At 54.7% G+C, this 26,744-nt stretch carries 30 protein-coding genes; 10 read left to right on the top strand and 20 right to left on the bottom strand.

Annotation, left to right across the window (positions count from 1 at the left end; translation table 11 throughout):
• Positions 1–24 precede the first annotated feature (24 nt).
• The 7 genes from QO034_RS20710 to QO034_RS20680 all read right to left on the bottom strand — a co-directional run bounded on the left by QO034_RS20710 (position 25) and on the right by QO034_RS20680 (position 10,342).
• Complete coding sequence (locus tag QO034_RS20710; protein WP_284487433.1) at positions 25–465, bottom strand: hypothetical protein; 441 nt, start codon at positions 463–465, stop codon at positions 25–27.
• Positions 465–2,546, bottom strand: coding sequence for an AAA family ATPase (locus QO034_RS20705; RefSeq protein ID WP_284487432.1), 2,082 nt, complete (start codon positions 2,544–2,546; stop codon positions 465–467). The genes QO034_RS20710 and QO034_RS20705 overlap by 1 nt, the downstream gene beginning before the upstream one ends.
• A complete protein-coding gene (locus QO034_RS20700) occupies positions 2,543–2,764 on the bottom strand; it encodes a hypothetical protein (protein ID WP_284487431.1) in 222 nt (73 codons plus the stop codon). Before QO034_RS20700 ends, QO034_RS20705 begins: the two co-directional genes overlap by 4 nt.
• The gene (locus tag QO034_RS20695) at positions 2,765–4,786 is read right to left on the bottom strand and encodes a DEAD/DEAH box helicase family protein (RefSeq protein ID WP_407696793.1); all 2,022 of its coding nucleotides are present in this window, start codon (positions 4,784–4,786) and stop codon (positions 2,765–2,767) included.
• A gap of 176 nt (positions 4,787–4,962) precedes the next feature.
• The gene (locus QO034_RS20690; RefSeq protein ID WP_284487429.1) at positions 4,963–5,802 is read right to left on the bottom strand and encodes a phosphoadenosine phosphosulfate reductase family protein; all 840 of its coding nucleotides are present in this window, start codon (positions 5,800–5,802) and stop codon (positions 4,963–4,965) included.
• A complete protein-coding gene (locus QO034_RS20685) occupies positions 5,802–9,188 on the bottom strand; it encodes a P-loop NTPase family protein (protein ID WP_284487428.1) in 3,387 nt (1,128 codons plus the stop codon). Before QO034_RS20685 ends, QO034_RS20690 begins: the two co-directional genes overlap by 1 nt.
• Positions 9,189–9,190: 2 nt before the next feature.
• Positions 9,191–10,342, bottom strand: coding sequence for a DUF4007 family protein (locus QO034_RS20680; RefSeq protein WP_284487427.1), 1,152 nt, complete (start codon positions 10,340–10,342; stop codon positions 9,191–9,193).
• On the opposite strand from QO034_RS20680, the gene QO034_RS20675 reads away from it, so the two are divergent.
• A complete protein-coding gene (locus tag QO034_RS20675) occupies positions 10,283–11,500 on the top strand; it encodes a cysteine desulfurase family protein (RefSeq protein ID WP_284487426.1) in 1,218 nt (405 codons plus the stop codon). The genes QO034_RS20680 and QO034_RS20675 overlap by 60 nt on opposite strands.
• Before the next feature lie 29 nt (positions 11,501–11,529).
• Here QO034_RS20675 and QO034_RS23405 read toward each other — a convergent pair whose 3' ends face one another.
• From QO034_RS23405 to QO034_RS20650, 5 genes are all read right to left on the bottom strand, one after another.
• Complete coding sequence (locus QO034_RS23405; protein WP_407696794.1) at positions 11,530–11,727, bottom strand: H-NS histone family protein; 198 nt, start codon at positions 11,725–11,727, stop codon at positions 11,530–11,532.
• Between the two features lie 370 nt (positions 11,728–12,097).
• Positions 12,098–13,330 carry a type II toxin-antitoxin system HipA family toxin gene (locus QO034_RS20665; protein ID WP_284487424.1) on the bottom strand — a complete coding sequence of 411 codons (1,233 nt, stop codon included), beginning with the start codon at positions 13,328–13,330 and terminating at the stop codon, positions 12,098–12,100.
• Positions 13,323–13,916 carry a helix-turn-helix domain-containing protein gene (locus QO034_RS20660; protein ID WP_284487423.1) on the bottom strand — a complete coding sequence of 198 codons (594 nt, stop codon included), beginning with the start codon at positions 13,914–13,916 and terminating at the stop codon, positions 13,323–13,325. Before QO034_RS20660 ends, QO034_RS20665 begins: the two co-directional genes overlap by 8 nt.
• Positions 13,917–14,055: 139 nt before the next feature.
• The gene (locus QO034_RS20655) at positions 14,056–14,967 is read right to left on the bottom strand and encodes an ImmA/IrrE family metallo-endopeptidase (RefSeq protein WP_284487422.1); all 912 of its coding nucleotides are present in this window, start codon (positions 14,965–14,967) and stop codon (positions 14,056–14,058) included.
• Positions 14,967–15,287 carry a helix-turn-helix domain-containing protein gene (locus tag QO034_RS20650; protein WP_284487421.1) on the bottom strand — a complete coding sequence of 107 codons (321 nt, stop codon included), beginning with the start codon at positions 15,285–15,287 and terminating at the stop codon, positions 14,967–14,969. Before QO034_RS20650 ends, QO034_RS20655 begins: the two co-directional genes overlap by 1 nt.
• 141 nt (positions 15,288–15,428) lie before the next feature.
• Between QO034_RS20650 and QO034_RS20645 the strand changes: the two genes are divergently transcribed.
• The 4 genes from QO034_RS20645 to QO034_RS20630 are packed head-to-tail and all read left to right on the top strand — an operon-like array spanning position 15,429 to position 17,520.
• A complete protein-coding gene (locus tag QO034_RS20645; protein ID WP_284487420.1) occupies positions 15,429–15,662 on the top strand; it encodes a DUF2188 domain-containing protein in 234 nt (77 codons plus the stop codon).
• 17 nt (positions 15,663–15,679) lie between these two features.
• Complete coding sequence (locus QO034_RS20640) at positions 15,680–15,946, top strand: multiubiquitin domain-containing protein (protein ID WP_284487419.1); 267 nt, start codon at positions 15,680–15,682, stop codon at positions 15,944–15,946.
• The gene (locus tag QO034_RS20635; protein WP_284487418.1) at positions 15,921–17,105 is read left to right on the top strand and encodes a ThiF family adenylyltransferase; all 1,185 of its coding nucleotides are present in this window, start codon (positions 15,921–15,923) and stop codon (positions 17,103–17,105) included. The genes QO034_RS20640 and QO034_RS20635 overlap by 26 nt, the downstream gene beginning before the upstream one ends.
• Complete coding sequence (locus tag QO034_RS20630; protein WP_284487417.1) at positions 17,095–17,520, top strand: DUF6527 family protein; 426 nt, start codon at positions 17,095–17,097, stop codon at positions 17,518–17,520. Before QO034_RS20635 ends, QO034_RS20630 begins: the two co-directional genes overlap by 11 nt.
• 3 nt (positions 17,521–17,523) lie before the next feature.
• On the opposite strand, the gene QO034_RS20625 is transcribed toward QO034_RS20630, so the two are convergent.
• The 7 genes from QO034_RS20625 to QO034_RS20595 form a co-directional block, all read right to left on the bottom strand.
• Entirely contained in the window at positions 17,524–19,176 is a 1,653-nt protein-coding gene (locus tag QO034_RS20625; RefSeq protein ID WP_284487416.1) for a relaxase/mobilization nuclease domain-containing protein, read from the bottom strand.
• A complete protein-coding gene (locus tag QO034_RS20620) occupies positions 19,173–19,526 on the bottom strand; it encodes a plasmid mobilization protein (RefSeq protein ID WP_284487415.1) in 354 nt (117 codons plus the stop codon). The genes QO034_RS20625 and QO034_RS20620 overlap by 4 nt, the downstream gene beginning before the upstream one ends.
• 731 nt (positions 19,527–20,257) lie before the next feature.
• Positions 20,258–20,611: a hypothetical protein gene (locus tag QO034_RS20615; protein WP_284487414.1), complete on the bottom strand. Its 354-nt coding sequence runs from the start codon at positions 20,609–20,611 to the stop codon at positions 20,258–20,260.
• Between the two features lie 338 nt (positions 20,612–20,949).
• Positions 20,950–21,249 carry a hypothetical protein gene (locus QO034_RS20610; RefSeq protein ID WP_284487413.1) on the bottom strand — a complete coding sequence of 100 codons (300 nt, stop codon included), beginning with the start codon at positions 21,247–21,249 and terminating at the stop codon, positions 20,950–20,952.
• Positions 21,246–21,479, bottom strand: coding sequence for a hypothetical protein (locus QO034_RS20605; protein WP_284487412.1), 234 nt, complete (start codon positions 21,477–21,479; stop codon positions 21,246–21,248). The genes QO034_RS20610 and QO034_RS20605 overlap by 4 nt, the downstream gene beginning before the upstream one ends.
• A complete protein-coding gene (locus tag QO034_RS20600; RefSeq protein ID WP_284487411.1) occupies positions 21,476–21,835 on the bottom strand; it encodes a DUF2958 domain-containing protein in 360 nt (119 codons plus the stop codon). Before QO034_RS20600 ends, QO034_RS20605 begins: the two co-directional genes overlap by 4 nt.
• Positions 21,819–22,076 (bottom strand): hypothetical protein, encoded by a 258-nt coding sequence (locus QO034_RS20595; protein WP_284487410.1) that lies wholly within the window; start codon positions 22,074–22,076, stop codon positions 21,819–21,821. The genes QO034_RS20600 and QO034_RS20595 overlap by 17 nt, the downstream gene beginning before the upstream one ends.
• Positions 22,077–22,490: 414 nt before the next feature.
• Here QO034_RS20595 and QO034_RS20590 point away from each other — a divergent pair, with 414 nt between their 5' ends.
• Positions 22,491–22,826 (top strand): low molecular weight protein tyrosine phosphatase family protein, encoded by a 336-nt coding sequence (locus tag QO034_RS20590; RefSeq protein ID WP_284487409.1) that lies wholly within the window; start codon positions 22,491–22,493, stop codon positions 22,824–22,826.
• A gap of 56 nt (positions 22,827–22,882) precedes the next feature.
• Positions 22,883–23,236, top strand: a complete 354-nt coding sequence (locus QO034_RS20585) for a hypothetical protein (RefSeq protein ID WP_284487408.1) — start codon at positions 22,883–22,885, stop codon at positions 23,234–23,236.
• A gap of 95 nt (positions 23,237–23,331) precedes the next feature.
• On the opposite strand, the gene QO034_RS20580 is transcribed toward QO034_RS20585, so the two are convergent.
• Positions 23,332–24,129, bottom strand: coding sequence for a hypothetical protein (locus QO034_RS20580; RefSeq protein ID WP_284487407.1), 798 nt, complete (start codon positions 24,127–24,129; stop codon positions 23,332–23,334).
• Positions 24,130–24,224: 95 nt separating this feature from the next.
• Between QO034_RS20580 and QO034_RS20575 the strand changes: the two genes are divergently transcribed.
• The 3 genes from QO034_RS20575 to QO034_RS20565 are packed head-to-tail and all read left to right on the top strand — an operon-like array spanning position 24,225 to position 26,611.
• Complete coding sequence (locus QO034_RS20575) at positions 24,225–25,841, top strand: type IV secretory system conjugative DNA transfer family protein (RefSeq protein WP_284487406.1); 1,617 nt, start codon at positions 24,225–24,227, stop codon at positions 25,839–25,841.
• Positions 25,841–26,356 (top strand): hypothetical protein, encoded by a 516-nt coding sequence (locus tag QO034_RS20570; protein ID WP_284487405.1) that lies wholly within the window; start codon positions 25,841–25,843, stop codon positions 26,354–26,356. The genes QO034_RS20575 and QO034_RS20570 overlap by 1 nt, the downstream gene beginning before the upstream one ends.
• A 3-nt stretch (positions 26,357–26,359) precedes the next feature.
• Complete coding sequence (locus QO034_RS20565; protein WP_284487404.1) at positions 26,360–26,611, top strand: hypothetical protein; 252 nt, start codon at positions 26,360–26,362, stop codon at positions 26,609–26,611.
• Positions 26,612–26,744 lie beyond the last annotated feature (133 nt).

Here is a 26,744-nt window from a genome sequence, read left to right as displayed (position 1 = left end):
AAAATTGCGTGTTACCCGTTTGCGTTACGTGACGAGGCTCTCCACCTCATCACACAAATAGTCCAGTGCTGTGTCTTCTCCTCTGCTGTCTAGCATTGAAAAAAGCTCTGGAAAACCCGCGTGAGCATAGCCGTTCGCGATCCTCATCATCTCTGGTGGAGAGTCAATTATGTTGACGTCATCTTTTTCCGAAATTGCAAGAAGTGTCAGAGCGGTTGGCCTCCAAGAGTCAGAGCCGAGAACAACGCCTTCGGCAGCCTTATAAGTTTTTCCAGACGGGCCTGTCGGCTTCAGCCCCTTTTGAACAGCCAACATTATCGCAAAGAACCAAATGTCTACATTTCGCCTGAATGGCTGATGAACCGCTGAAGCGGACTTGCCTTCCCGAAGTTGAACCACCGCCTCAATACGCTCGCGGAAGCTCTCATCAATATTAATGTCTTGTCCTGCAAATGGATTGTCCATTACGCACTCTCCGCCAATGCTTGAGTTGAAGTTTCATACCTATCACAAGTTTTGCAAACAGACTTATGGTCACACGCGCACTGAAGAATTACCGCCTCTTTTGTTCCCGGATCATTCTTGAGAATACGAGGGTAGTGCGCGGGATTGGTCAATGTCGCAGCGACAATTGCTCTTTCATCGAGAATTTCCTCGCAGCCCTTTATCTCGTCGTGAGTGAGGAAGAGTATGAGTTGGCTGCTATTGTCTGCAGCCGTTCTAACGACTTCAGTCTTTACAAAGCCAGACATCATTCCGAGAGGTGTATCGATCACATTGGGGCCCTCAACACCACTTATCTCAGTCAGAGCAAGCACAAAAGAGATCGTAAGTGCGCGACGGGATGCACCGTTCAGGTCCATGGAAGGATCCATTTCAAGCCCATTCCTGCCGTAGACAACAATACGAAACTCCGGCGTAATTTCCGCCCTTGTTATCAACGCACTTTCTTGGTCAGCACCAATCATTGAAAGAAAATGATCGTTCATTCTCGCCGACACGGATTGCACTTCAACGGTCTTCATTCGAGCCAAAGAAGCCTCAACGATGTTGCGGATATCCGTGGCGACCGACAGTTCGCGTGCAATTTTTTCACCTTTAGAAACTTTGGCGGATTCGGCCCGGAATTTCTTCTCCAAATCATTCCTCTGCTCCTTCAGATACTTGATATCCTTATCAAGCTCCGCCCCGCTAACGATTTCGTCTCTTAACTGCTTCTCGTAGGTTTGCTTTATCTCGCGAAGCCGCTGAACATTAATGTCAGGGATTTTGTCCAGCTTAGCTTCGATTTCAGCCTCTTTCTCCCCAATGTCTTTGTATACTGAAGAAATTCTCTGGCGTTCTTGGAAAGCTTCCGAATATAGCTCACTCCATTTTCCGGGCTTTCCCGTAAATAATGGCTTCGCCTGATAATAGAGATCAGACACCTTGGCTCGCAAATCGTCGGCCTCGCGGCTATCACGAATGAGGTCTTCAATGTACTTGCGTCTGCGCGCCCCCTCCGGCGTCGATCCATCCAAAGACTCACCACAAATGCAGTCCGTGTGTTCCAGTCGGTCCTCTAAGATCGGCACAGTCTTGTTCGGAATTTGACCCTTCTGACGCAGTTCATCGAGCATACCTCCGGCCTTTTTGACTACCTTGGCCATGAGATGTCGCGCCAGGAGTTCCGTTCCCAACAGTTCGGCCTGTCGCTTCTCTGTGGCCTTGCGTTGATCCTCGAGGTTTTCTCGCTGCCTCCGAGTGTTCACCAAGTCCTTCGACAGCTCCTCGCGGTTTCCTGCGCTGAGGGCATCCTGCAGATCGCGGTCTGCCTGGTCTCTTTTTTCCGTTAGGTTTGAAATTCGGTCTTTAGTGCTTTCAAGCTCCTGCAATTTGACGGGTATTCCAACATCTATCCTCTCGATCTGTTCCTCAAGCGTGCGCGTTTCAGCGTTGCCTGCCTCTCGATCGAACTTTGTACGAAGCTGCCGCTCAACCGTCTTAACGTGATCAATTGTCGCCTCAAGTAGTGACAACCCCATCATCCGCTCGATGGCTGCTCGAACTTTATGCTGCTGTGCTGATTTGGCACCTTCGATGAAACTCAACGCGCGATCACCGTCTGTGAAGAAGACTTCTCTAAGTTCAGAAGGCAGATGCTGCTGTATATGGTTTGTTGGACTAGGCAGCTCATCTAAGCCTGCATCCGTTACCTCGTAGAGCTCAACACGTGATGCCGGACGATTGCCAGTGGTCCCTTGTGTTTCGACTCTCCTCACCAGCCTAAAACGCTTTGAACCGGTGCGACCATCAATCTCGTACTCGATCTCGACCCTTGTCGTGGCCGCCGTCCCAGGAGCTAGGTCCATTCGCCGTAGAGAGTAGCCATTGGGAAGGGCATCATCGCCATACAAGCCCCACTGCAGCGCAGTGAGCATTGTCGTCTTTCCGCTTTCGTTTGCCGCGCGGATGACCGTAATATTCCGCTTAGGGTCCACCGAAAAATCAAGCTCAATCCCAGATAAGAGCCTAAAACCATCGAATCGTGCCTTCAACAGCTTCATTCGCTCCCCTCCCTCATTCCGACAAAAGTTCCTACACGACTGACAATGTCGCCAATTTCAACGACAATGTTGCTTCGTTGGAAAAGATGCGCTCGCTCCTTCTGCACAATATCTGCAAGCGCACTAGTAAGCTCTTCACGATAACCATCGCATCGTTCATCGATACTGGATGCTTCTTCGAGAAGAACTCTAACGATCTTTTCATCCTTATAGGCCATTTATCCTCCAACAAGCGCACGCATATGTTCAACGGCCTCAAAGGAACCGCCTGTGTTTGCCGCGTTCTTACTCAGTCTAGCAAATTCCCAAACTCGGTCCAACTCTCCATTAATTATTTTCTTGGCGTCAGTGTCCAAATTGGAACTTAATTCTTCCGAAGGCGGAAGAGCCACCAAATCGTGGATTACAGCAAATTCCTTTCCTATGGCCTTGCAGGTTCGAAGCAGTCTACCTCTTCTTTGAACCCACTGCCGCCGCACGGTGGTGCTAGCCAATATATAGGCGCGCATGATCTGCGGAACATTGACACCCTCATCAAGCACACGTTTTGCCGTAAGAACTTGCAGATCACCCGCTTGAAATCGATCAAGGATCGCACGAGATTTTTTTGGAGCAGAGGTCTCTTCTGCGGTAAGTTGGTGAAAGAAGACGCCTTGCGAGTTTAGCATATTGTTTACCGAACCGAGCTGTTCAGGGTCTTTATCAGTCGCATAAATTAGCGTATATCTCAGATTCCTCGGCCCAAACTCAGAAATCAACTGGCGAAGCGCATCTAGCTTCGCCTGGGCAGTTTCAAGTATTTTTCTACGCTTAAGCAGGAGGGCGTCTAAGTAACCATCTTTTTCGCCGGAATCTAATTTCCAAGCAAGTCTACTGATCTTCTCGCTAATCTCACGCCATTCGGCCATTTCTTCCGCGTTAAGCTCCACGAAGGTCACGTGATATTCATAAGGAGTAAGGCACACACCAATAGCTTGCTCTAGTGTGAAGCTAAAGCATGGCTCTCCAAAGAATTTAAAGAGTTGCGCCGTGCCTTCAGCGTCGTACTGACGTACTGGGGTAGCAGATAGCCCCAGTCTATAGTCGAAGAACTCGGGAGGGTCTGAGGTGAAGCTAGCTGCGCCCAAGTTGTGACACTCATCAGCGATAAGCAGTTTCGCCCCGGAAAAGGACTGAATCTGCTCTTGAAACTCTTTTGTGCACAACGTGTCGTTTGATACGACAATCGCTTCACACAAGGACACACCTCTCTTTAAGCGCCGCCTAGCTTGCGCCAACGACTGAGAACGTGCAGCAGGGCCTCCAGCTTCTGTCATATTCTCTGGTCGGAGGCCAAAGAGTTCAATTTCGCTGCACCATTGCGATATCAGAACATTGTATGGTGCCGACACGACAATCAGTAGAGGTCCAACTTCCTCATGTAAAAGCTGAGCTGCGGTCAGCGCTGTCAATGTTTTTCCAGAGCCGGTGCACATTTCCAAGACGCCGCGTCTTCCCGCTTCAAACCAAGCATCGATAGCTTTTCCCTGATGCGCATACTCACCCGTTCGATATTGAAGCCATTCAGGAATTCGGAAGCGGCGATCATCCTCTTGGGCAAGAAGGTCATCAATGTTTATCGGTTTATCGTCGAGGCCATGCGCCCTCCTCCACAGACGATTGAAGTCGTCCTCGGTAGGCTGATGCTCTCCCTTAAAGTCTTGTACAATCCTGTCCTGCATTGCACGTGATAACTCGATCACCGCACAGTCGGGGTCGCTTCCGGACCACAGCAAATCAAACTCTGCTTCCAACTCCCTGCAGGCTTCATCGGCTTCGTCGTTCATCCAGCTGCGTGCCAAGCTAAGTTGTTCGCGATTCCCTCGCAGACCCTTCCCAGTCATGTTGGCAGAGCCGTGTAGAGCTACGTGTGTGTCTTCGTCCCTGAAAAGCCAAACTTTTGAGTGGAATAGAGCATCCTTCATTAGAGCAACTTTTACCGAGAGTCGCCCGTTCGAAATCAGCCAAGCAAGGCAACGCAACGTATGGTCAGTAAGTTCATCGGCGTCAGGGATAAGACGCTCTATTGATTCTTCTGCCAATTGAGAAGATTGCAGTAACCCTTCTTTGAGCGCCTCTTGATCGCTTTCCGAAATATATGGGCTAATGATGAGCCGCAGACATTCTTTTGAATTATTCAGGAACGCCGCAAGTCCGGGAGCAATTTCTGCGAAGGACTTGCTAGAGAAGAATCCCATCATTATGTCGACTTCATTTGCGACAGACATTGCGGGGCTGATCACGGCGTCCGCGACACTATCGCGCGGTAGGATGTAGAGCGGCTTACAACCCGAAAGCGCCTCCCTAAGGCGATGCGGCTCTGTGAAATTGTTTGCTGGATTCTCGACCAATGTTCCTCGCCTCGCCGATTTCGGCTTCACTTATGACAGGCGAGACATGATTTCGCTTGCCCGTAAAGCTCGTCTAGGTCCACATCTCCCGACGGTTCGCGCAGTGGGTTGTCTTGCCTCTTAGCCTTCAATCGCGCCAAACGCCTCTCATAATCTTCTTTGATCTGAACCACTCGCTCAGGACGTGTCAACTCGTCCAGCGACTCGCCTTGCGACCAGGTGAAAGGTGATCCGTGTGCAACTGCGTCTTTCTCGTAGGCCTTAGCTTCCTCAAATGCTTCAGGGTGTTGCTCCTTCAGACGCACCCATTCAATTTTTTGTTGGTAAAAGCAGAACGTACACCCACTCCGAGACCGCCAGTCATAGTACTTGGGCAGTCCCAGACCGGAAGCTTCAAGGATGTCCTGTACTCCCGGCTTATCGATCCCGTCTTGTTTGAAGGGTAGTACAACCTTCAAGTTTTCATGTTTGGAGCTATAGCCCTCACGATACTCTTCATCTGCTCGGATGGCCACGTAGCTATGGATCACTTTACCTTCCTCAAGCATCGGACGAAGCCAATGCTCGAAAGGTCTTAACTTGAGCTGTCGGGTACACCATCTCGTTTGTGGAGACGGCAAAAAATTATTGTACTGCTTTAGCCAAAAATCGAAATCCCTATCTGGGTTGAGTCTGAGGATAGGCTTACCCAAGAAGCCTTCTAGCCGGCCTAGAAATTCATATACCTCGGGAAGTTCTTTTCCGGTATCCGTAAAGAAATAGTCGATGTCTAACTCGGGATAGTGCTGACGCATATAAACTGCCAGCGCAGCGCTATCTCGGCCGCCCGAAAGTCCAAGGACGTGTTTCTCTGTTACTTCACTCATTATAATGCTCGCTCAACTTCTTTTTCTTGGCCGTCAAATTCGTCGTTACCCATGTAGCGCGAGCTAAGCTCCGCGAGTGCAGCGAGAAGTAGGTGGCGATTGTTTGGGGCGTCGACTTTGATAACACTCTCTAGTCTTGAGATGATTTCATCGACCTTCTTGCGATCGCTTTCAGAAACCTCGAACTCTGCATGAAGGGGGGCGGGGCGACCATTCAGACCCACGACAACAGCCATGGAGCTTCGCTTATCTACTCTGCCCTTCACTCTCGCAAAATTCTCAGCCCGAATGAATTTTTGGGAGAAATCGGCGAGCTCAACTGACGCGCGTTCGAGGTCTGGATCAGTCCAGTCTCGCGGCGGTTTATTCGCGGCAAGGCTTGCAATGCCCTCCAGGTCTTGTTCACGTCCCTCAAACTGCGAGAGGCGTCCGATAAACGCATTCAGCCGAAAATCTCCACCAATTTCTCGGATGTTCACGGCTCGCTCACGAAGCTCGCTAAGTGCTTGCGGAGAGTTATTAGGAACCTGAAGCTCAGCTAGCATAAGGTCATGCAGACGGCGAAGCATTGAGGGATACGAAGCAATCAGTTCCTCTAGGCCTTCTCGAACGTCCTTGACGATACTCTGCAAGTTTTCATCATCGTCAGTTGCACTGCGCTCTCCAAAGGCAGCAGGTATGTCATCAAACAGAAACTTGTTGGGGTCGTTCGCGTGTTTGAACAGGTCGCGAACACGGATTGCATTGGAAGAAAGCTGCATGGTGCGCCTCGTCCAGGGATGCAAGCGATCAAAGATAGCAATAAGGCCACGAGCAACGTCTATGGGAGCGAGGTATGTAAGGCGGTTCGAAGCATCGAGGTCTCGCACAATTTCGGCCATGCTGGAAAGCAATCGGCGCGACAGATCAGACAAGTCCATCCAACGGAGCTGAATCTCACCTGCATTTTTTGCGAGGATTTCGACATCAATATCTTTGAAACGCGCTTGGAAGATGCCTTCTCGATAGAGCGCGATTTGCTCTCTTTGAGTGAGGATAAACGCAACGGCCACTACAGGCTTTAGCCCATCTTTCAGGCCATACGGAGGCGCTCCCCAGACTTCATAGAGCTCGGATACCGAGACCGTACGGTCTTTGGCTTCCTCCAGATACTTTGCAGCAACCTCCCAAAGAGGCATCAGGTTGCTCGGGTCGCTCTTTGATATAGGAGTACGGAATTGCCATTTATTATTGACCTTTACATACAGTTCTGTGGCACCCAAGACTGAATCAAAGAGGCCGCCCTCGGCAGGATAACCTTCAATACCAAGACGTGGCTCACCCTCCTGCCCAACCATCGAGCGCAAGAGGGCGTTCTGCGCTGCTACCGCGTTGCTTGAAGGTTTAATGCGGTTCAGGAGCTCGTTGTTGATTACTGGTGAAAGAGGGAAACGCTTGGCGGCGAGATCAGACGCCGCGTTGTTGATCTCAACTTGGTCCCACTTTTGGGGTTTGTGACTTTTCAGATACCAAGTGGCATGATCAAAGGCATTCCTGAGTTCCTCTTCAAGCTGGCCTTGCAAGGCCGTCTTGCGCGCCTGAACTTCACGCTGAGCAACAGCATCACCCGCGAGATCGGGATGTTCTTCTTGCACTTCGCTCAGTGCTATAAGCTCTCGTGCAAGTTCGACAATGACCCATGCCCGCTGCGATAGGCCGGCCACAACATCCCATTCTGAGGATTCGCGAGCCGCCTCGCGACAGACCTTCTCAGCTTGATCATGACTCTCCCCTTCAGTCGGAATAGCAAGAAGGAACGCACCAATGGTTCCCGCCTTAGGCTCATAAGCGCCAGCACGCTCGATGAGGCCATTCAGCGGCGCAACTTCCACATCGAACCAGCGCAGAGCACCTGTATCGTGGTAGTGCCTCTTCGCAAGAATTGGTTGCAGTCCTGCGAGTCTTTGGAGCGCTGCGAAGTCTACCTCTCGGACGCGCTGGAGCGAGTCTTCGATTGCGCGGTCAATATCGAAATCACTACCCGCGTAGATCGCATATGCATCCGCGAACTTCCGAAAGATAACAAGCGACCAATTCCTGAGTTGACTTAGAGCTTCTTTGACCTTCTTTTTCGACGCGCCAGGAACACACGCAGTCAACAAGCCTTCTGTAGGCATGAGACCAGACCGTTCTTTAAACAAATCGATCAAGGCGATTGTCTTTAGAAGACGGATATGGAGCTCACTGCCCCCCAAGGCCTCACAACGTTCTACCGCCTCAGCAGCCATCGCCCATCGGTGCCCATCCGGAGACGCAAGGATCGAAGGTTCTAAGTTGACCCTCAGATAGTCCCAAAGCCTATCCGGTTCGAACAGTGCGGTTTCGTCATTATGACGGATGAAGTCCTGAAATCCATGCGGCTCAGCAGAATTTAGAAAACCGAATATGCTGCGCTGGTTCTGTCCGAAACGCCGACGAGAAATGGGACCAAGCAGGCAGGCAACAACTGGGTGTAGCGGCCAACATCCTTCGAGTGTACCAGCTAGATGCTGAGACGCCGCTGGCCGCTGGCGTTTAATCTCGGACGCTATGGTTTCCGTAAGTGCGCCAGGCTTAGCCAAACCGCGTCCGTTCTCGATCGCACGAGAGATTAGCTCGATCTGTTCTTCACCTGCCGCATTCACTGCTAGGTCGATAAATCGCCCTTGAATCTTCGACCACTCGTCCCGCATTTCGCGAGACAATCGGTTAGCATATTCCTCGAATGCTTGGTGGAGAATGCCAATAACTATCAGTCGGCCATTGCTTCGTGATGCGGCTTCCGCGAGCAACTGAAATAGATAAACGTCCGCCCCATCTTGAGCCGCAGCCTCAAGAAACTTTCCCATCTCGTCGATGAAGAGGACAACGCCGCCCCGACTTCGCGGTGACTTGTCCGCAAGCGCAGTCAACGAAGTCACAACAGCATCATCGGTCCATCGACCCGCATCCGGCCTCTCAGCCGCACCCACATCTTCTAGAGCTCGACCAATGACACTTGCAGCGTTGGCGCGTCTCCCCACGACAGGCAACAAGTGCCAACCATTTGACTTTGGGGGTAGCCCATTCAGTATAGTCTCAGCCGTCCTGCGACCGATTGCGGTCATCGCTTTGTCGCGAAGCGCCTCGTCACTTCCGAGCAGAGAGCTTAGAGCAACAACTAGGCTAGATTTACCGCTGCCATAGGGGCCAGTCCAAGTGAAAGCAGCATGACCCGTGTCGGACACGTGCTGTGCAACAGCCTCAAGGACATCAGCTGAAGACTTAGGACAAATGAAGCCCTCTAAAGCCTTTAGATTATTATAGTCGCTATCAATCTTGATCGACCTTTGAAATCGGCGTCCGATATTTACTGTTTCTGAAAGCATCGCTAGGCCGCCTCTCTACCCTCAATATTTTTCTTTTTGAAATCACACATCGCGTAGACAAGCGCAGCATCCATATCCAACGCAACATCACGAATAACTTGCTTGAGGCCAGCCGTTTCTGACCACCTAAACGAGCCTTTTGTGAAATCTTCGAGTGCAAGAAGACGATCAGCTACGTCGTTCTCGTCAAGAAGGAAAACTCGACCAGGCGACCCCGGCTCATGTGCGACAGCTTCAAACGACAAGGTTTGTGCCGTTGTATAACCCGCCCAGAATTCGATCAGAGCGTAAAGAAACACGCCGTTTCCAAGGGAAGACTTCGGCCCCCGAACAAATCTGAAACCGTCACGTCGACCGATCGCCTTAATCAGACCCAGCTCTGCCAAAGGCGACTCCATAGAATCCTCAGGGGATGAAGCGCCAGAAGCCGACCTAGCCACGTAGGTTCGAAGATAACATTCGACGTCGCGACGTATTGTTGTGGACGAGACGCGTGGCCACTCGCGATCTTTGGCGACCTTTTCCAATGCGCGAACAAGCTGCTCACGCTCAAAAGTAACCCCGGGAAAATTGTTAAAGCTCCAATACCAAGTCGTTTTCTCGGGGCGCCCTGCCAAATTCCAATGGATCAACCAAAGAGTTGCGGGATTCTCCACGTAGCGATCAAGCCCACTCTTTCCAAACAGGCGTCGGCCGAGGTTTGTCGTAGCGAGTGCGTTGGGTCCTTGTCCATCCTCTATGATCCCGGATGCAGTCGCCCAATGGCGCATCGAAGACACCATGTTCTTCCCCACACCGAATCGAGCTATCGAGTCATCGCGGGTGAAGGCGAGCTTGCCGTCCGGACCATCCTCACGCTCGTAGACCGCATCGTACGCCTTTTTCAGCCACCCGTAGCGCAGCGGGAAGGTCTCATGGCCCGAAAATTGCGGTTTGTAGTCGTCATTGTAGATAGGTCCCCGTGGCATAGCGTCTCGTCCTGGAAGGTTGATCCAGCTCGACAGTAACCCACAATATGTGGTAGGGTCAAACTTGTTCCTGGAGATATCCTCCAGAAACGCTGCAACCCTTGCGGAGCGCAGGTTTGCAAGGGTATGTCGATAGAAGTTGTTGGAATATTTATGAAAATTCAAGAAACAATCTACTTGGATCATCAAGCGACCACTCCGCTTGATTCGAGGGTCTTGAAAGAGATGCTGCCATATCTCGAAGGAGGCTTTGGGAATCCGCATTCTACTGAACACGCCATTGGTTGGCGAGCCTCTCAGGCGGTCGAGCAAGCCGCATCAGATATTTCTTCTCTCATTGGTTGCGACCCTGACGAGATAGTCTTCACCTCAGGCGCAACAGAGGCAAACAATCTTGCCCTTCTCGGCCTTGCTCATGGAAAGGCGCCAAAAAATCGACGGCGTATCCTTCTAAGTGCCATCGAGCACAAATGCGTCCTTGAGATTGGGCGTAGGTTGTCATCAGATCTAGAATTTGACGTTGAAGTTATTCCGGTTGATGCTCACGGCCACGTTGATCTCGATGCTCTTGCGGGTGCAATTTCTGATGAAGTTTTTCTAGTATCAGTAATGGCGGCCAATAATGAAATTGGTACAATTCAAGATATCGAAGAAATTTCTAAATTAGCCGCAGCTGCAGGCTCTCTTCTCCACTGCGATGCAGCGCAAGCCCCTTGCGCAATGGATGTGTCACAGCTTGCTGTTCATGCTGATTTGATCAGCCTTTCAAGCCATAAGATGTACGGTCCCGCAGGAATCGGCGCTCTTTTCGCTCGTCGCGAGCTCCACCATAGAATACAGCCAATCATTATTGGCGGAGGTCAGCAGAATGGCCTCCGTTCCGGCACGCTTCCAACGGCGCTCTGTGTCGGTTTTGGTGCAGCGGCGAGAATATCTTCATCTGAAGAAGGAAGCCGTGTGCGCAGCGAACTTGCAGAGCTTAACAACAAATTCCTCGAACAGCTGAACACACTTCCCTGTGGCGTTTGGGTCAACGGACCTTTGGATACAAAGCGCAAACACCCGGGCAACCTCAACATCGGTCTTCAGGGTATCTCCGCAGCCGACCTTCTCGCTAGTCTGCAGCCTTCCCTCGCTGCTTCATCTGGGTCAGCCTGTACCAGCGGTATTCCTGAGCCCTCGCACGTACTTCGTGCAATAGGGCTCGATGGCGAACGCGCTGCCTCGTGCGTAAGGTTTAGTTTAGGCAAAGGCACAACCATCACTGACATTCAAGAAGCGGCGAGACTTATCGAGCAGGCTGTAGTTGATCTAATAGATATTGGTCTATTGCGGACTGGTTAACCTTTAAGGAAACTGTCAACGCACACGGTCTATCGACGGGCAATGAGGAAGTCATCCAACGACATTCCGGCGGCTAGACCTTCTTTGATCCAAGCTGGCGTTCTCCCCCGTCCAGTCCAAGTGGTTTCTGGGGTCTCGGGGTGCTCATACTTTGGTGGTTGGGCGGTTCCTTTGCGCCTCTTGGCCTTAGGTGCTTCCCCTACGAGTTCCTTAAGTGAAAAACCCATTTCCCTGGCGATTGCCTCTGCTGCAGCGACAGCCTCTCGCTTTCGCCGCGCTTCGAAGTCCTTAATTGCTCCATCGACATCGGCGCGGAGCTGCTTGAGTTCGTCGATGTCGAGTTTGGTTAGGTCTAGACTTGCCACTACGAGTGCCTCATACGCTGTTTCTACCCAATGGCTTTACCGTGCAGCTAGCCTTGCAGGAAGGTCTTTCTAAGATTGGCTTAGGCTACAGGCTCTTGGTTGATACATTCCCGCTCACCCTGCTTCGCCGGAGCCGTCCGTCACCCCTCACTCGGTGAAGGGGGTGCGGCGGCGACCTAGATGCAGGCACCGATCCCGCCCTGCTTTGTTGGTAAGTCAGGAACCACTTACCTCAAGACAGCTCATCGAGAATGGGCACGGTCTTCATGTGGGCTGCTACAGCTGACCTCACGTCGTCAGACATCGGCAGGTGCGATGCTTCCTTCGCCCAATGCTCCTGAAAACTTTGAACGGTCTCTTTGGCAGCATCCAACGCCATCTTCTTCGGGATCGCGGCTTTCACCGCCAGATGGGTTAGCTCGTCGGTTGAAAATGCCGAGAAGACCTTAGCGCGGCTGATCTTCATGTTCGTTGCATCGCCCGGAAGATAGGGCACAGTCGCCACAAAATCATAGGCAGGGGCCAGCGAGACATACCGCCTGTCAGGATAGATCAACGACCAGTTCTTCATGTGCATATCGGCATTACCGATCAGCATATTGAAGGTCAGGCGTCTGACATATTCAATAATGTCGGCATCATTTCCTTCAGCGGCAATCACCTGCGCGATATTCCGAAAGCTGCCGTTGCCGTATTTTTCATCGGGATACAGCCCGTAGACCTGTGCAAAATCCTCGATGTGCACGCGCGATCCATCGGACAGACGATCAAAGCGCTCAATGACAAAGGCATTCTTGCCGATCTTATCGATCCCTTCGGGCAGGTTCTTGATCGCATCGATACCTATCAGATCAATGGCAGGTACGTTCATGCCGACAAGGCTTGCCAGTCTCATCATTGAGAATTCGTTCTCAGGCACTCCTGCGAATTCACGCGAAGGCAGCTTCACGATCCAAGAGCCGCCAACGCCAGAGGCGGGGATGGTTAACCCGCCACTTGCTTCCATCACGGCAGAAAATTTGAGTTGAACACCCGCCAGGGAAAACCGCAAAGCGTTTTCGCGATGATCGTCACGATTATCATCGGCGCCATCGGCCACTTCCGGCGGCCACGGCTCGTCATCGGCGGGCGTGATTGTGATCGCGCCAGGCAGATCACGTCCCAGCGCCCAGAGCAGATAGAATTCCCGCTCATGGTTCACACCCGCTTGTTCAGCCAGGTACTTTCGGAGATGGCCTTCGGGGAGAAGGTTCGAGAAGAATGGCATCACCCGCTTCTGGTATGGACGAAACTCGGTCTGAAGTGTACCGAACTCATCCTTAAAAGAGAGCCCGAGGGTCGGCCTCTTGGCGTTCTCGATATATGCGTCGGTAAAGGCAAAAAGCGTCCGGTCACCGCCGACATTGGTCAGAGTGCCTATGGGCTCGCCATATAGATTCACGTTCAGGACGGAGACGTTACTCATCATCGCCCCCATCAAGCCGGTAGGCCGGACGCGGTAAGCGCGTGCGGTTCTCTTCGGTCAAGCCATGAGCGAGCGCGTTTCTGAAACTGCTCATCTGATTTGTTGCTTCGCGCAGCGCGGAGACCCCGCCTGCATCATCTACAGCTTTGAGCGTCTCTCGTATGCTGCGCAGTGCGTCGGTATTCCGGATTAGGTTTTCGAACTGACGAAGCTCTCGAAAGTGACGTTGCAAAGTCTCGACGGCTGGCGTGTCGATTTCGAGTGACCGCAGGTGATCGACCTGCTTTGCGAGCCTAGCTATCTCTTTGCGCGTCTCGGGAGTTGCCTTCGGCACATCATTAACGCTACGCGTGATCGTCCGAACAGCAGGTGCTGCCTTGCGTGGCACTAGAGCAAGCTCCAGATCAAGGGCATTGGCGATAGCCGTAAGACTTGAGACGGTCAGGTTGACCGCTCCGCTCTCGATTTTTGAGATGTGCGACTGCGGCACGCCTGCACGAGAGCTTAGTGCGCGCTGACTAAGCCCCTTCTTCTCGCGTGCGGCCTTGAGTGTTGCCGCCAGTTTTTCACTTTCATAGCTCGTCATGATCTATCCAAACATATCAAGGAAACAACTTGATATACTTAAATATATCACACTCCACTCTAACCTTCAAGAGGTGATCTACTTTATTATATCATACTGCCAGAGTGATCTATAGTAGCTGATCTTGCCCAGGTTTGGGCTAGCCTAGCCAAGAGGAGCCAGGCGTGCGGCTAAGCATACGGTCGTAGCTATCTTCCTCGATTTCTTCTGCGAGCTCGAAGCGCGACGGCGCATCACCGAACAATAGAAGTGATAGAGCGAAATCATGAACTTCAGATACGAGTGCGTGCTCAATACAAGGCTCCTTAAACCAAACGCGCGCATCGTGTTCTACCGTCGCCTTCTGCCTTACGAGTCCCTCGCCTGTGGCAGGGACAGAGCTTGATGGAATCTCAAGGGGCGGACGGCCGGATGTCTTGAAGTAAAGTCCTGACCGCCATGCAGAATCACTCGACCACGCCCAATGTATGAACCCGTCGATGGATTTCACCAGAACGGCGCGGCGCCCCGTGTACTGCAACCAGCGCAGAATCGCAGCAATCAGAGAAACGCCATATCTGTCGGCACATTCTCCAAGGGCCTCCAGATCGGGCTTGCGCCTAGGGTCAATTTGCCTGCGGAAGTCGTCCAGAGGCATCAGCAAGTTGGCAGCGAACTCGTTGGCCTCTTTTTCAATCTTGCGATATTCGCTGTCCCATCGCTCCATATCGTCAGTGCTGCATTGGATGCCGTCAGGATGTTCTTGCCTATGTAGGAGGTAGTGCCCGAACTCGTGGGCAAGCGTGAAGTTGATGCGCCCCGCTGAGGCCGTGTCCGAGTTGTAGAATATGCCCCAACCCTTTTCGCCTGGAGGCGCTTTCATCAAAGCACCCTCAAAGCCTTTCAGTGACGCGCCCTTAACCAGGCTGACTGGATCGTCAGGAAAGCGCTGGCGTGAGTAGTCATATGCAAGCTGCTCGACATTGACCGGAAAACGGTCGTCGCCGCCTCGGGCATTCAAAATAATGGTCAAATCGTTTGCCCAGCGCTGCGGCGACTTCCGTGTAGTCATCAGGACTTACCCCACAGCTTCACCATTTCTCGGATCTTTTCCTTCGTGTCGGCGTCCATGTGCCGATACTCACGATAAAACTGCGCATCAACGGCGTCTTCTTCGGTGATCGCCTGCTTTTCATCCAGCAGGTACTCCATGGTAACACCCAAGGCTTCGGCGATCTTGGCAAGTTTTTCTGCCGACGGACGCGGCGGGTTCTTGTTTTCCAGTTCCCATATGTAGCTTTTGCTGGAGCCGGAATTCTCTGCGAGTTTATCGAGAGTGAGCTTTTGATCCTTTCTAAGACTTCGAATCTTCTCTCCAAGGCTGTTTGTCATGCGGCAGCGCCTCCCTTCGTTTTCGCTGTTCGGAATAGACATACTTTACGTGCTTGACTTCCGACTTTCAACCATTATATCCTGTTCGGAGTAGGCATACTTTTTTTGCCTGCACCCCTAACGAACAGGAGGTTGAAAACCATGAGTAAGGGACCGAAGACCCACCACGTCGTACCGAATCCGGGCGGCGGCTGGGATGTGAAGCGCGGCGGCGCATCTCGCGCCAGCAGCCACCACGACACGAAGCAGAACGCCATCGACCGCGGCCGGGAAATCAGCCGCAACCAGCAAAGCGAACTGCGTATCCACAACCGCGACGGACGGATTGCCAGCAGTGATAGCCACGGCGGCGACCCGTTCCCGCCCAAAGGCTGAAACAGAAAGGAAAGGCCATGGCGAAGGACACCATCGACAAGACCGAAAAAGAGATCACGATCATCGTGAACGGCCGCGAAAAGACGGTCACGGCCAAAGAAATGGGTGAGGGCGATCTGGTTGCCCTCGCCTTCGATAACCCGCCCACGGGCGAATTCATCTGCTTCACGATCACGTTCCGGCGCGGTCAGGGCAACAAGCCCGAAGGCACGCTGGACGAAGGTGAAACCGTGAAGCTGAAAGAAGGCATGATCTTCAATGTCACGGCAACTGATAAGTCATAACGCCGACCTGAAGGCGCTCGAAAACGAAGGGTACGAGGTGGCCGTCATTGCCGGCCACCTCGTCATTTCCAATGTGCCTTACGTGAACGCACAGCGCGAAGTGAAGCTGGGTCATCTCGTTTCCGTTCTACAGATGAACGGCAATGAAACGATCAGGCCCACCGACCACAAAGTCTATTTCGAAGGCGATCATCCCTGCGACAAGGATGGTCGGGCACTCGCTCACATCAAACACTCCAGTAAGCGCCAGACACTCGGCGGCGGCATAGCCGTTGACCATATGTTCTCGGCCAAGCCGAAGGAAGGCTACCAAGACTATCAGCACAAGATGACGACGTACGTAGAGATGATCGCCTCGCACGCACGCGCGATTGACCCCGCTGCAGACGCACGCACTTTTGTCGTGGCAAACTCGGATGAACCCGACCCGGTCTTCAACTACACCGACACGGCGTCAGCTAGGGCGGGCATCGGCGGACTTTCGGAAAAGCTGGCTATGAATAAGGTCGCAATCGTCGGCCTGGGTGGAACAGGTTCATATGTGCTCGATCTGATTGCAAAGACACCGATCCGCGAGTTGCACCTGATCGACGGCGACGACTTTCTGCAGCACAACGCATTTCGTAGCCCCGGCGCACCGAGCCTCGAAACGCTCCGCGAGCGTCTCAAGAAGGTGGAATACTTCGCAGCACAATATGCACCCATGCGCAAAGGCATGGTGGCGCACCCCGTCTACCTTGAAGATACGAATGCGCATCTCCTCGACGACATGGATTTCGTATTCTTGTGCGTGGATTCCGGCGCCGCAAAGCGGCCTGTCGTCGAACGACTTGAAGCTCGGGGCATCCCCTTCATTGATGTCGGGATGGGCATACAGATGGGCGACGACAGCCTGGTTGGGGTGCTACGTGTGACAACCAGCACAACCGAACAGAGGGAGCCCCTGCGCCGCCGGGTTGGCATGGGCGATGCGCAGATTGATGATGCTTACGCCACCAACATTCAGGTGGCAGACCTGAACGCCCTGAATGCAGCGTTCGCGGTTGTAAGGTGGAAAAAGCTGCTGACCTTCTACGCTGATTACGAAGGAGAGCATTCGAGCAACTATACGATAGACGGCAACACGATAAGCAACATGGACAAGTTTGATGACGATTAAGAAGATTACCCACCGTTTTGTGGAAGCAATACCCGAGAACCTCGAAGACGGCGTCCTCTACCTTGCCATGGATTATGCTACCGCCATCCATAAATGCGCGTGCGGCTGCGGTCGGGAAGTGGTCACGCCCTTGAGCCCAACGGACTGGAAGATGAGTTATGATGGAGTCTCGATATCGCTCGCTCCGTCCATAGGGAACTGGAGCTTTCCCTGCCGCTCGCATTACTGGATCAAGCACAATGACATCAGATGGGCGGGCGACATGAGCAACGAGGCAATCTCCGCAGGCCGTGACAGTGATCGGCGCGCAAAGGGGCGATACTTCAATCCTCCCGAAGCCGCAGCGCCCGAGGCGGAAGTGGCGCCTGCATCCGGTCTCTGGCATACCGTGCGCAGTTGGTTCTCCGGAAAATAGCGCCTACTCCCCGCGCCGATAGCCGTAGCCTTTGCCACGCCCGCGACCGTGTTTGTGGCCTTTGTCCTGACCGCGCTGCTTCCAGCTGCGGCGCGACTTCCGCCCGCCGTTATCTTCACCTTCGCCTTCTTCACCTTGGGTATCTTCGGCAGAAGCAGAAGCTTCTTCATTGAACTCACGACCGAAGGCACCCTCTTCGAGAAGGCGCGGATCGGTGCGCAGGAATTCGGCTTCGGCGGATGATTCCCGCACCTCCAGTCCTTGCGCTTTTTCTGCAGCACGAAGCTGCTCTTGGCGCAGCATTCTTTGCAGCGCCTCGCGCTTGAGATCGCGCTCAAGCGAAGCATTCTCGCGCTGTTCGATCTTTTCCATCGAACGCTTCTTGCCTGCCAGCGCCAGGCGCTCACGGCCATGACGGCGGGCAAGAGCTTCCTGTTCCATGCGATGCCGATCACGCGGATCAAGCCCGACTTTCTCGGTGATGTGACCAAGCACCGAGCGCAGCGCCGGACGGGTATCGATCAGTTCTGCCACCCGCGCTCTCATGCGGAATAGCAGGCCGCCGCTCTCAGCGATTTGTGCAGCATCAAGGGAGAGTTTTTCGTCCTGATGGCGGGTCAACAACTCCTGCTCGGCCTGCACAAACTCAAGGCGGCGGGCGTGCTGCGCTTGCTCCATTGCTGCGCGCTTTTCATCGATGCTGCGCTGATGACGATCATGATCGTCATGCTGATCACCATGGTGATCCTGCTGGTCATACTGGTCACGCCGATCATGGGAACGATCATCGTGCTGATGATCATGCTGCACGTCCTGCTGTTCACGCAGACGCTCTTCCTGTGCAGCAAGGCGGGCTTTCGCGAGGTCTTTGGCCTGGTCAACGGATGGCAGCCCATTGGCGTCAAGCGCCGACAGTCGCGCGTTGATTTCCTTCGCGCGGACGCCCTTCACGTAGCGCGAAAGACTGTGGACATCACCGAAGCGATCCACCACGACAAAGGCGCGGCTGTCGCCTTTGGCGAGCACATAGCCCTTCTCTTCGAGCGCGTTCACAAAGGCCGCGGCACTATCAGCCTGTGCGTAGCATGACGTGATCTCTTCGCGCCGCTGCTCGGGCGTAATGCCTGTCTTCTTGGCGTTGACGGTTTCGGCAAGGCTGGGCTCAAGCTTGTCACCAAGCTCACGGTTCTTGTCCCGCCACTGCTTGAGCCCTTCGGGCAATTCATGCCCGAATTTCTCGGCAAGAACGACTGCCATGTCGCAGAGCCGTGCCTTGTAGAACGAGTCCGGGATCGCCTTCATCGACTCTGGATCGATGCGCGACCAGACGACATGGCAATGCTCGCGGCCTTCCTTCTCGTGGAAGACAACGGCACGCGGCTGTCCTGCAAACCCCAGCTTATTTTCGATGGCGTCAATCGCCTCGAAATACTGCTCGCGCGTGAGCGCTTCATGGGGGTTTATGGACAGGGAGAAGAGCGGCTTTTGTGCACGTGTCCCCGATGCGATGAGCTCGATCTCGGCGAACGCGCCGTGCAGATCGTCGGCAATGGTGCCGCGCACTTCGCCCAGCTCGGCGCGCTCGTTGTCGTAGCCGTTCATGAGATGGGTCGCGAGATCGGAGCCGTTCGTCCGGCAGCTACCTTTGAGGATCATGGCGTCCTCCCGAAGGCAGACATGATCAGAGTGCGCATTTCAGCAATGTCACGCTGCGCGGCGATGATCGTCTCGGCCAGTTTTTCGAGATCGCCGGAGTCCGAGGCTTGCCGCATCGAGCACGCAATCGGCCCAAGAACAGCAAGGATGCGGGCGGCTGTTTCGCGATCCAGAGGCGGCGTGCGGGAGGCGCGAAGCGGCGCTTGGTCGAGGAGAGCGTAAAGGATCAAGGCGGACATAGACAGACCGGCAGCCTCGGCTTGCGCCTTAAAGAGCTCGAATTGCTGCTCCGTAACGCGCGCCTTGATGATGCTCTGGCGCTGTCTTTTTTCACTGCCGCTGCCAGCCATAGCGTATTCCCGTTTCACCTCTCGTAGGCCACCGGGTGCAGGACCGTTTCCTGCTCGTGATCCAACACCGAAATGTTGGTCGATGGAGTTCCAAGAGGAGAGCCGAAGTCTCCCTTTTGGTCGCCGTCCAGGGTGCGAAATCCCCTGGTGCATGGGTTCAGTCCGGATGGGAGAGGCATTTCTCCCAAGTTCCGGTCGATGGTGCAGGAGAGCGAAGTCTCCTGCTCAGGTTTCCAAAGGGCACGAAGGCTCTTCGGTCGTGGTGCAGCAACGAAATGCTGCTGTGGTGTGACATGGGGGACGACTCGTCTCTCTACGTCTCGCCACACGAGCGGGGGATGGAACGGGGGCAGCTCTTAGCCCCCTTCCCAAGATGGCGCGGTGGCACCGCGCACATCTTGTATCGCTCTGAAAACGACCTATTCAGCTAATGATAACGGATCAAGATTAGGGAATTCTTAACGCTCGCTCCGCATCCCGCGCTCAGCAAGCGATCCCGTTGATTTACATTCGTTTTTACCCTGAATTTTATGTCCGGACAAGAGTTGGACACGCTCTTTTTCGGTGTCATCGTGAGCTTGCTTCGCGGTCTCAAACGGATCGGCGCGGATGGACGTGCACCAGCACGGACCCCGCGCCGATCCTTGCCTGCCAGGCAAATCCTGACATGAAAAAAGCCCCTACGGTTTCCCGCAGGGGCTTTCGGTTGCCAGCCGTCAGTCGGCAAGATTTCAGTGGGTCAAATGACGGCCATAGGCTCGCCAGCTGAAGGTGGCAGTATCGACAACGACTACGCCGAAATCGCCGTGCGAGAAGTCTGCGATGACTTCAACGTCATTGCCCAAGACTGCTTCACGCAGCTCAACTGGCGTTTCCATCACACCGAGCGAGAGGTTGCCGGGGATGGTTTCATGGGCAAGGCCAATGAACCGTGCTGCAGCGTAGGAAACATCGTTCTTGCGATCTGCCATCAGTTTCCCGAGTTGAAAGATGAACAGCGGCACATCGCTGCCTTTCCAGTGCAGGTAGACAGTCGGTGAGACGGTGTCTTGGTTCTTGAATAGTACGAGAGCTCTATCTCCCATTTTTCGTTCCTTTCGTAAGCGGGCCGAACCATTCCGGCCGATGCCCCGAAAGCGGCCGCCATCCTTAGGGCGAGGACGCACCGTAGGGGAACGGTCAACACGGCCTGTCGAAGCCGCAGGCGAAGACAGGGTGGTGCGGGCAGACCGTTGCGTCATTCGCCCGGATGCGGCTAGGGGCAGACGGCGGGCGGATTGGGCGGAACGATTTGGAAGGCAAACGGATCGGGAAGATCGGCGCGAGTTCTGTTCAATCGGCCGCGGGCAGACGCGCACGATCATGCGCAGGAACGAAGGAGCGAGCCTCGAAGACTAGGTGCTACGAAGCTCGCTATACCTGTTCAGAAAAGGCTGAGCTGCTTGCTCGCTTGGACATGGTGTTTCCACTCCGCAGACTGAGCTTCGTGATCAAGCCAAGCGATGGCATAGGCGACAGCGCCGCCCATGCTCTCGACATCTTCGCGGGACGTAAAGTGCGAACGATATCCTGTTTCGGTCATCGGCAACGGTACGCGACCATCACTGACGAGTTCGAGATGGGCAACGGGATGAACATCGCTGTTCATCCACTTTGCCGCCCAGCGCACCTCGATGCCGATGCCTTGCCAGTCGATACGATAGGTTTCGTATTCGCGGCTCATGACGCACCTGTCTGCACTATGCGGAAATCGTCCTCGTCATAGCCATCGTCGGGTGAGCGCTGACCGATCTCGATCTCTTCGGCGATCTCGGCGAAGAACTCATCGAGAGCGGCTTGCGCCGCTGCTCGTGTCGCGAAGGTTTCGGGGTAACGACAACCTTTTGCGTATTCTACGAACCAGGTGTTCACCCAGCCATCGCAGAGTGTGAGTGTCTGAACCTCGTAGGTCATGCGATGATCCTCCCGTTTTCTCGGGCAAGATCGGCATAGGCCGATAAGCTGCGATCTGCGGTGAAGTGCCGATCACGTTCGACCGGAAGTCCAAAGACGCCGCGAACGCTTTCGATCTCGCTGATGCGCACGCTGCCAAGTTCGGGACAGCCGACACCCAGGTCACAGAGACCGAAGGCAAGATCGGGGTCATCGGGGTCGAGCTCGGATATCAGCCACGTGCATCCCGCATCGGGGGTGAAGAGCTTCACGACAGGCATATGGTCGGGCTCGTTAGCTCCTTCGAGTTGGGCCGCGCTTGTTGCGCGACCCTGCTCGATAAGCTTCTCGGTGTGTTCCTTAAGCAGAAGCTTCATTTTGCTCGGCCTCCTTACCCGGTTTGAAGGATGCGGGAAGGATCACCAGGCGGCCTTCGGTAGCAGCCAGCGGTGTGACCAGCGTGCCCTTGAAGCCCTTGCCGGATTTGGTCGGCCACAGGCCTGACAGTTCCGTCCAGTGTGCCTCGCCTTCGGGGGTGTCCTGCACCAGCCAGGCGCGGAATTTCGGACGAGAGCCAGTGCTCTTCGGTTGATCGTTGGTTTCGTTTTCAGTCGTCATTTCAAGTCTCCTTGTTGAATTGGGCCAGCTCCATGCCAGCCGATGCAGATGCGTTCGGCGTGTGCGTCGGGGCGGCTGCAACGCATTGTTGGGGGGACCGAGACGCAGCGAAGCGGAGGAACGGGGGAGCCGACAAAGCAAGTTGCGGCCGTAAGCCCCGCGTCATGCGCCAGCTTCCTGCACGGACTGGCGATGCGAGCGGCCAAAAGGCGACCTAGGCAGACCATGACGATTTGTCCGAAACCGCCTTGCGATCTGACGGCACGACATGGCCGAGAATTCTTCTCCGCCGCCAAGGGTGCATACGATCGTAGGCAGCCAAGACACCGCAGGAACCAAGGCCATGCGTGCGCCAAATCCGACAAGGGCAATTGAACGCTGCCCACACGCCCGCCAGCCTGCTAGAGTGCCGCAATGCGTATCCTGTTCGTCTGCACCGCAAACAAACTAAGGAGTCCCACGGCAGAAGATGTCTTTCGGGACTATCCGGGTATTGAAGCTATATCGGCCGGGACGGATGCGGACGCGCCGCGCCCGCTCACGAAGGAGCTTGTCGCATCCGCCGATATGATCTTTGCGATGGAGAACCACCACCGCGAATGGATCAGACGAAAGCATAAACAGCGCCCGCCTGATAACCGCATCATCACGCTGCACATCCCTGACGAGTATGAGCGCGGTGATCCTGAACTCATCGCGCTGCTCAAGGACAAGATTGAACCGCGTTTGCGCAGCCTTGTTGACAAGTAGCGGTCTAATCGCATCCCGCTGATGACGGTCGCTGCAGCTTCGCGCATCATACACCGATGAAGGCATGGGTCATAAGATGGAGTTGGATCGGCGATCATGCGGCGGTGGCGCAGCCCATCGTTGCCGTACTTAGTGCTCGGACGTCGCCGGACGCCGTGAAAAAGCAAATTGAGCTGCTGTATCTCGCGCAGCAAAGTCTGCGCGATCAGATGGAAATGGCGCGCTACAACAAGCCTCGTGAAAATCCCTATCCAGCGGAGTTCGTCGGCAGATGGCCTGGTGCGATCACCTGTGGGCACAATCCATATTTGGAAGCCTTCCTTGCTGATGACGTGGAGATCATCCAAGCAGCGGATGGCACCGAAGAACTCACCTACAAAAGGCGCCAGCCCCCAAAGCCCGCGAAGTAATTATCACTGGCGCGAGGGATCGTCACCTATTGGCCAAGACCCTGGGCTTGGGGCAGCGTGGCTGCCTAGAGCCCGTTCCCGATAGGGACGCGCCCCTATGCTTCTTCCTTCACGGAAATCCGCTCCATGCGGATTTCAAATTGCGGATCGAAGGGCAGGAACGGACGCGGTGCATTGGACGGCGGTTCGTCATCCCCGAAATACTGCCCGAAGCCATACAGCACGGACGGCTCCTCAGGATGCAGCTTCACATTGTAGCAAAGCGAGGCGTAGGGCTCTCGTATGATGATCAGCAAGCCGTCCTTACCGAACCGCGAGGCAATGCCTCGGCTTGGAACATCCTGCAGGTCTTCCGGCTGCACCCCGTCCTCCGGCTTGCGAACGGAATGCGCCGCCCAGACGAACAGCCCCGCATGGTTGGGCATCGCTGACAATCTGAACACGGGATGGGCGGGGCCTTTCAGTGTCGCAATGTCCCATGTCCTCTCGCCTGACCCGTCCTCGGGAGGACGCCCTTCAAAAGTCACCAGCGCGGTTAGCTTGGCGTGATAGACACCTGCAAAGCGGGCAATGTCCTCTTCGGTCAGTGTTCCGTGTGGCCCGCGAGATAGCTTTGAGATGGCGGCCGCCGCTTCGACATAGTCGATCAGTTGGAAGTCACCGAGAAAGGCTTCCACAGCTGCCAGGAAGTCATCACCGACACGGTGGCTTTTGCTCAGAAAGCGCTCCACGCGTTTGCGTCCGCCATCAACGGGCATCGCATAGCCAGTGCGATTGACGATATCGTTGGCGATGCCTTGTGGCGTCTTGCTGTGCTTGCGCTGGAACGCCAGCAGCCGAAGCCGCAACTTCTCGTACTGAAAATCAGAATAGATCGGCGTCTTCTCGGCCATCACCCGTGTCCAACTTGTGTCCGCGCATTCTTCGCGCCCATGCCCTTAATAGGAAGCCAGCACAAAAGCCCGCGTCAATGGAAAGGGTAGACAAAATGGCTGGCAGCTTCCTTGCCTATACCGCCGCCGGAATTCTTGGCCTTGGCCTGTTCGGCTGGAGATTTGAAAAAGAGCGCACGACCTTTGGGAGCGCGCGCTGGCTCAAGCCCTGGGATGCGATGCGCGCAGGGCTATTCAAGGACCGCGGCATTCTGGTCGGCGATTGGACGGGTCTTCTGCCTGTCTATTATCAGGACACCCACGCCATCACTTTCGGGGAGTCTGGCAGCGGCAAGGGTACGTGCACCATCCTGCCCAACCTGCTGCGCACACGCTTTGCTTTCATCAATGATCCGGGCGGCGAGAATGCCGCCGTTGCGATCAAGGCATGGAGGGATGCAGGCTTTGAGGTCAGCGTCATCAACCCCTTCGGAATGCACGGTGAAGAGCCTTGGGTGCTGCCGATGCACGGCTTCAACCCCCTGGATATCCTTGACCCCGCCTCGCGAACATTTGCGGCCAGCGCCAAGCTGATCGCCGAGCAACTGATCACGCGCGGCGGTAATGAGGGCGGCAGTAGCAAGTTCTTCAAGGATGCGGCCGAAAGCTTCCTGCAGGCAGCGCTCATGTTCATGACGCGCCACTATGCAAAGGAAGACAGGCATTTGGGTGCTCTGTTCGATCTGGCCTATGCGGATAAGGGAACCTGGGATGACCTGCTGGAGAAAATGCAGGACACGGCCGACGGCAAGGACCTCGTCAGCAAGATCGCCAATGCTATGGATCGCCGCGAAGAGCAGGCATCTGCCGAGTTCTCGGCCATCATGTCCACGCTCCAGCAAGACCTTACCTGGCTTGGTGATCCTATCGTGCAGGAAAACCTGAAGCGCAGCGATATCGATTTTGCTGCCCTCAAGGGCACCACGCGTGACGGCAAGAAGCTGAAAGGCGCGATCATCGCCGTCGTCCTGCCGCTGGAGTTTAATGAAAGCCACGCTGCAATTCCGCGCCTTGCGCTCGGCTGTGCCATCCAGGAGATGCAGCGCACCCCGCTCGCCCGCGAGAAGGTGCTGTTCCTGATCGATGAAGCAGCCGCACTCGGTAAGGTTTCACGCTTCCCGAACTGGCTTGCCACCTTGCGCAAGTACCGTGTCGTGCTGTGGCCGATCTTCCAGAATCTCGGTCAGGTCGAGGCTCTGTATGATCGCGGTTGGCAGACCTTTCTCGCCAATTGCGGCCTGCGGCAGTTCATCGGCGTGGGTGATCTGCAGACCGCAGAGCACGTCACCAAGCTGCTCGGCCAGCTGACGGTCAAAACCCAAAGTCTGAACCATGAGGGAAAGCTGTCTGAATCCGAAGCGCGCCGCTCTCTGATGGATATCGATGAAATCCTCTACGCGGCTAGCAAGGAGCAGCTTGTCTTCATGGGCAAGAACCGCCCTGCGGTGCTGAAGAAGACGCCCTATTGGGAACGGCCGGAACTGCGCGGGACGTTTCATCGCAATCCGTATCAGACACGCAAGAGCCCGTTTGTATTCGGTCGCGGAGCCAAGGAACTCAAGGGCAGCCTGTACTACGCGCTCGTCTTCCTTCTGACTCCGCACCCGGTCGCCACCACCGCCTATCTGTCCGCCATCGCGGCAGCCATCGCACAATACGCGGGGTATTTGTAATGGAGATCATCGTTGGCCTCTTCATCATTCTGATCGCCGGGGTGATCGCCGTCTATATCATCGGCCTCATATTTGCGGGCGCCGTCATCGGCGGATTGATGTTCGCCTGGTACGTGCTCCCGCAGCTCGCGCTCACGATATTCGGCTTTGCCCTGAATATGATTTGCGCGGCTTTCATCTTCGCAGCGCTGACCTTACGCGAGATCACAGGCCACGCCGCACGCGGTCTGACGCCATGGGAAACGCAACCGCAATGGCAGAGCGATGCGCGGGAGCGCGTACGCGAAGAGCGAAGTGTGCCGCAAATCGATGGATGGGAGTCAGCCTGCAAGCTGCTGGGCCTGCCACTCGAAGGTTTCACCAAGGCAGACCTCTCGATCGCTTACCGAACGGCCATCGTCATCGCCCATCCCGATGTCGGAGGCAGCCAGGCACTCGCCAAAGCCCTGAATGTCGCCCGCGATTTGATCAGCCAGCAGCAAGGCTGGGCACAGCCCCAAACCAAAGGAGCATAAACCATGGAAGAGCAAACCATCACCCATACAAAACCTCCGGCATTCACGCTCGATGCGCTCGGTCAGGCCAGCGATCAGCAGCTTGCTGAACTGATCGACCGCGCCACGAGCCTGCTCACCGCGCGCGAGAACGCCCGCAAAAGCGAAGCGATCACCAAGATCAAGGAACTCGCCAAGGCGCACGGCCTCAACGTCATGCTGGAGCCGCGCAACACCAAAAAAGGTCGTCGTCAGAGACAGAAAGCGCAGACATGACCAAGAACATGAATCTGTGAACCGGCATGCAAATTTGACCCCTGTATTGGGGTAATCGGCGTCCAAAAGTGACCCCCCTGATATTTCGTTTCAGAAGCTTCCTCAAAGGATTGAGGGAGCAATTTGGGGATGT

Origin of the sequence: Sedimentitalea xiamensis (genome assembly GCF_030164465.1) — a bacterium.
Taxonomy (GTDB): domain Bacteria; phylum Pseudomonadota; class Alphaproteobacteria; order Rhodobacterales; family Rhodobacteraceae; genus Sedimentitalea; species Sedimentitalea xiamensis.
Note: the sequence above shows the minus strand (reverse complement) of the source record. Positions and strands in the feature narration are given on the sequence as shown.

Coding starts and splice junctions, on each gene's coding strand:
- QO034_RS20615 (WP_284487414.1), bottom strand. CDS start 20,611: ATGGGAGATAGAGCTCTCGTACTATTCAAGAACCAAGACACCGTCTCA.
- QO034_RS20640 (WP_284487419.1), top strand. CDS start 15,680: ATGGCGAAGGACACCATCGACAAGACCGAAAAAGAGATCACGATCATC.
- QO034_RS20660 (WP_284487423.1), bottom strand. CDS start 13,916: ATGACGAGCTATGAAAGTGAAAAACTGGCGGCAACACTCAAGGCCGCA.
- QO034_RS20680 (WP_284487427.1), bottom strand. CDS start 10,342: ATGATCCAAGTAGATTGTTTCTTGAATTTTCATAAATATTCCAACAAC.
- QO034_RS20565 (WP_284487404.1), top strand. CDS start 26,360: ATGGAAGAGCAAACCATCACCCATACAAAACCTCCGGCATTCACGCTC.
- QO034_RS20630 (WP_284487417.1), top strand. CDS start 17,095: ATGACGATTAAGAAGATTACCCACCGTTTTGTGGAAGCAATACCCGAG.
- QO034_RS20700 (WP_284487431.1), bottom strand. CDS start 2,764: ATGGCCTATAAGGATGAAAAGATCGTTAGAGTTCTTCTCGAAGAAGCA.
- QO034_RS20620 (WP_284487415.1), bottom strand. CDS start 19,526: ATGGCTGGCAGCGGCAGTGAAAAAAGACAGCGCCAGAGCATCATCAAG.
- QO034_RS20675 (WP_284487426.1), top strand. CDS start 10,283: ATGTCGATAGAAGTTGTTGGAATATTTATGAAAATTCAAGAAACAATC.
- QO034_RS20645 (WP_284487420.1), top strand. CDS start 15,429: ATGAGTAAGGGACCGAAGACCCACCACGTCGTACCGAATCCGGGCGGC.
- QO034_RS20690 (WP_284487429.1), bottom strand. CDS start 5,802: ATGAGTGAAGTAACAGAGAAACACGTCCTTGGACTTTCGGGCGGCCGA.
- QO034_RS20610 (WP_284487413.1), bottom strand. CDS start 21,249: ATGAGCCGCGAATACGAAACCTATCGTATCGACTGGCAAGGCATCGGC.
- QO034_RS20665 (WP_284487424.1), bottom strand. CDS start 13,330: ATGAGTAACGTCTCCGTCCTGAACGTGAATCTATATGGCGAGCCCATA.
- QO034_RS20575 (WP_284487406.1), top strand. CDS start 24,225: ATGGCTGGCAGCTTCCTTGCCTATACCGCCGCCGGAATTCTTGGCCTT.
- QO034_RS20580 (WP_284487407.1), bottom strand. CDS start 24,129: ATGGCCGAGAAGACGCCGATCTATTCTGATTTTCAGTACGAGAAGTTG.
- QO034_RS20650 (WP_284487421.1), bottom strand. CDS start 15,287: ATGACAAACAGCCTTGGAGAGAAGATTCGAAGTCTTAGAAAGGATCAA.
- QO034_RS20600 (WP_284487411.1), bottom strand. CDS start 21,835: ATGAAGCTTCTGCTTAAGGAACACACCGAGAAGCTTATCGAGCAGGGT.
- QO034_RS20710 (WP_284487433.1), bottom strand. CDS start 465: ATGGACAATCCATTTGCAGGACAAGACATTAATATTGATGAGAGCTTC.
- QO034_RS20705 (WP_284487432.1), bottom strand. CDS start 2,546: ATGAAGCTGTTGAAGGCACGATTCGATGGTTTTAGGCTCTTATCTGGG.
- QO034_RS20695 (WP_407696793.1), bottom strand. CDS start 4,786: ATGATGGGATTCTTCTCTAGCAAGTCCTTCGCAGAAATTGCTCCCGGA.
- QO034_RS20625 (WP_284487416.1), bottom strand. CDS start 19,176: ATGATCCTCAAAGGTAGCTGCCGGACGAACGGCTCCGATCTCGCGACC.
- QO034_RS20590 (WP_284487409.1), top strand. CDS start 22,491: ATGCGTATCCTGTTCGTCTGCACCGCAAACAAACTAAGGAGTCCCACG.
- QO034_RS23405 (WP_407696794.1), bottom strand. CDS start 11,727: ATGGGTTTTTCACTTAAGGAACTCGTAGGGGAAGCACCTAAGGCCAAG.
- QO034_RS20585 (WP_284487408.1), top strand. CDS start 22,883: ATGAAGGCATGGGTCATAAGATGGAGTTGGATCGGCGATCATGCGGCG.
- QO034_RS20570 (WP_284487405.1), top strand. CDS start 25,841: ATGGAGATCATCGTTGGCCTCTTCATCATTCTGATCGCCGGGGTGATC.
- QO034_RS20635 (WP_284487418.1), top strand. CDS start 15,921: ATGTCACGGCAACTGATAAGTCATAACGCCGACCTGAAGGCGCTCGAA.
- QO034_RS20655 (WP_284487422.1), bottom strand. CDS start 14,967: ATGACTACACGGAAGTCGCCGCAGCGCTGGGCAAACGATTTGACCATT.
- QO034_RS20595 (WP_284487410.1), bottom strand. CDS start 22,076: ATGACGACTGAAAACGAAACCAACGATCAACCGAAGAGCACTGGCTCT.
- QO034_RS20605 (WP_284487412.1), bottom strand. CDS start 21,479: ATGACCTACGAGGTTCAGACACTCACACTCTGCGATGGCTGGGTGAAC.
- QO034_RS20685 (WP_284487428.1), bottom strand. CDS start 9,188: ATGCTTTCAGAAACAGTAAATATCGGACGCCGATTTCAAAGGTCGATC.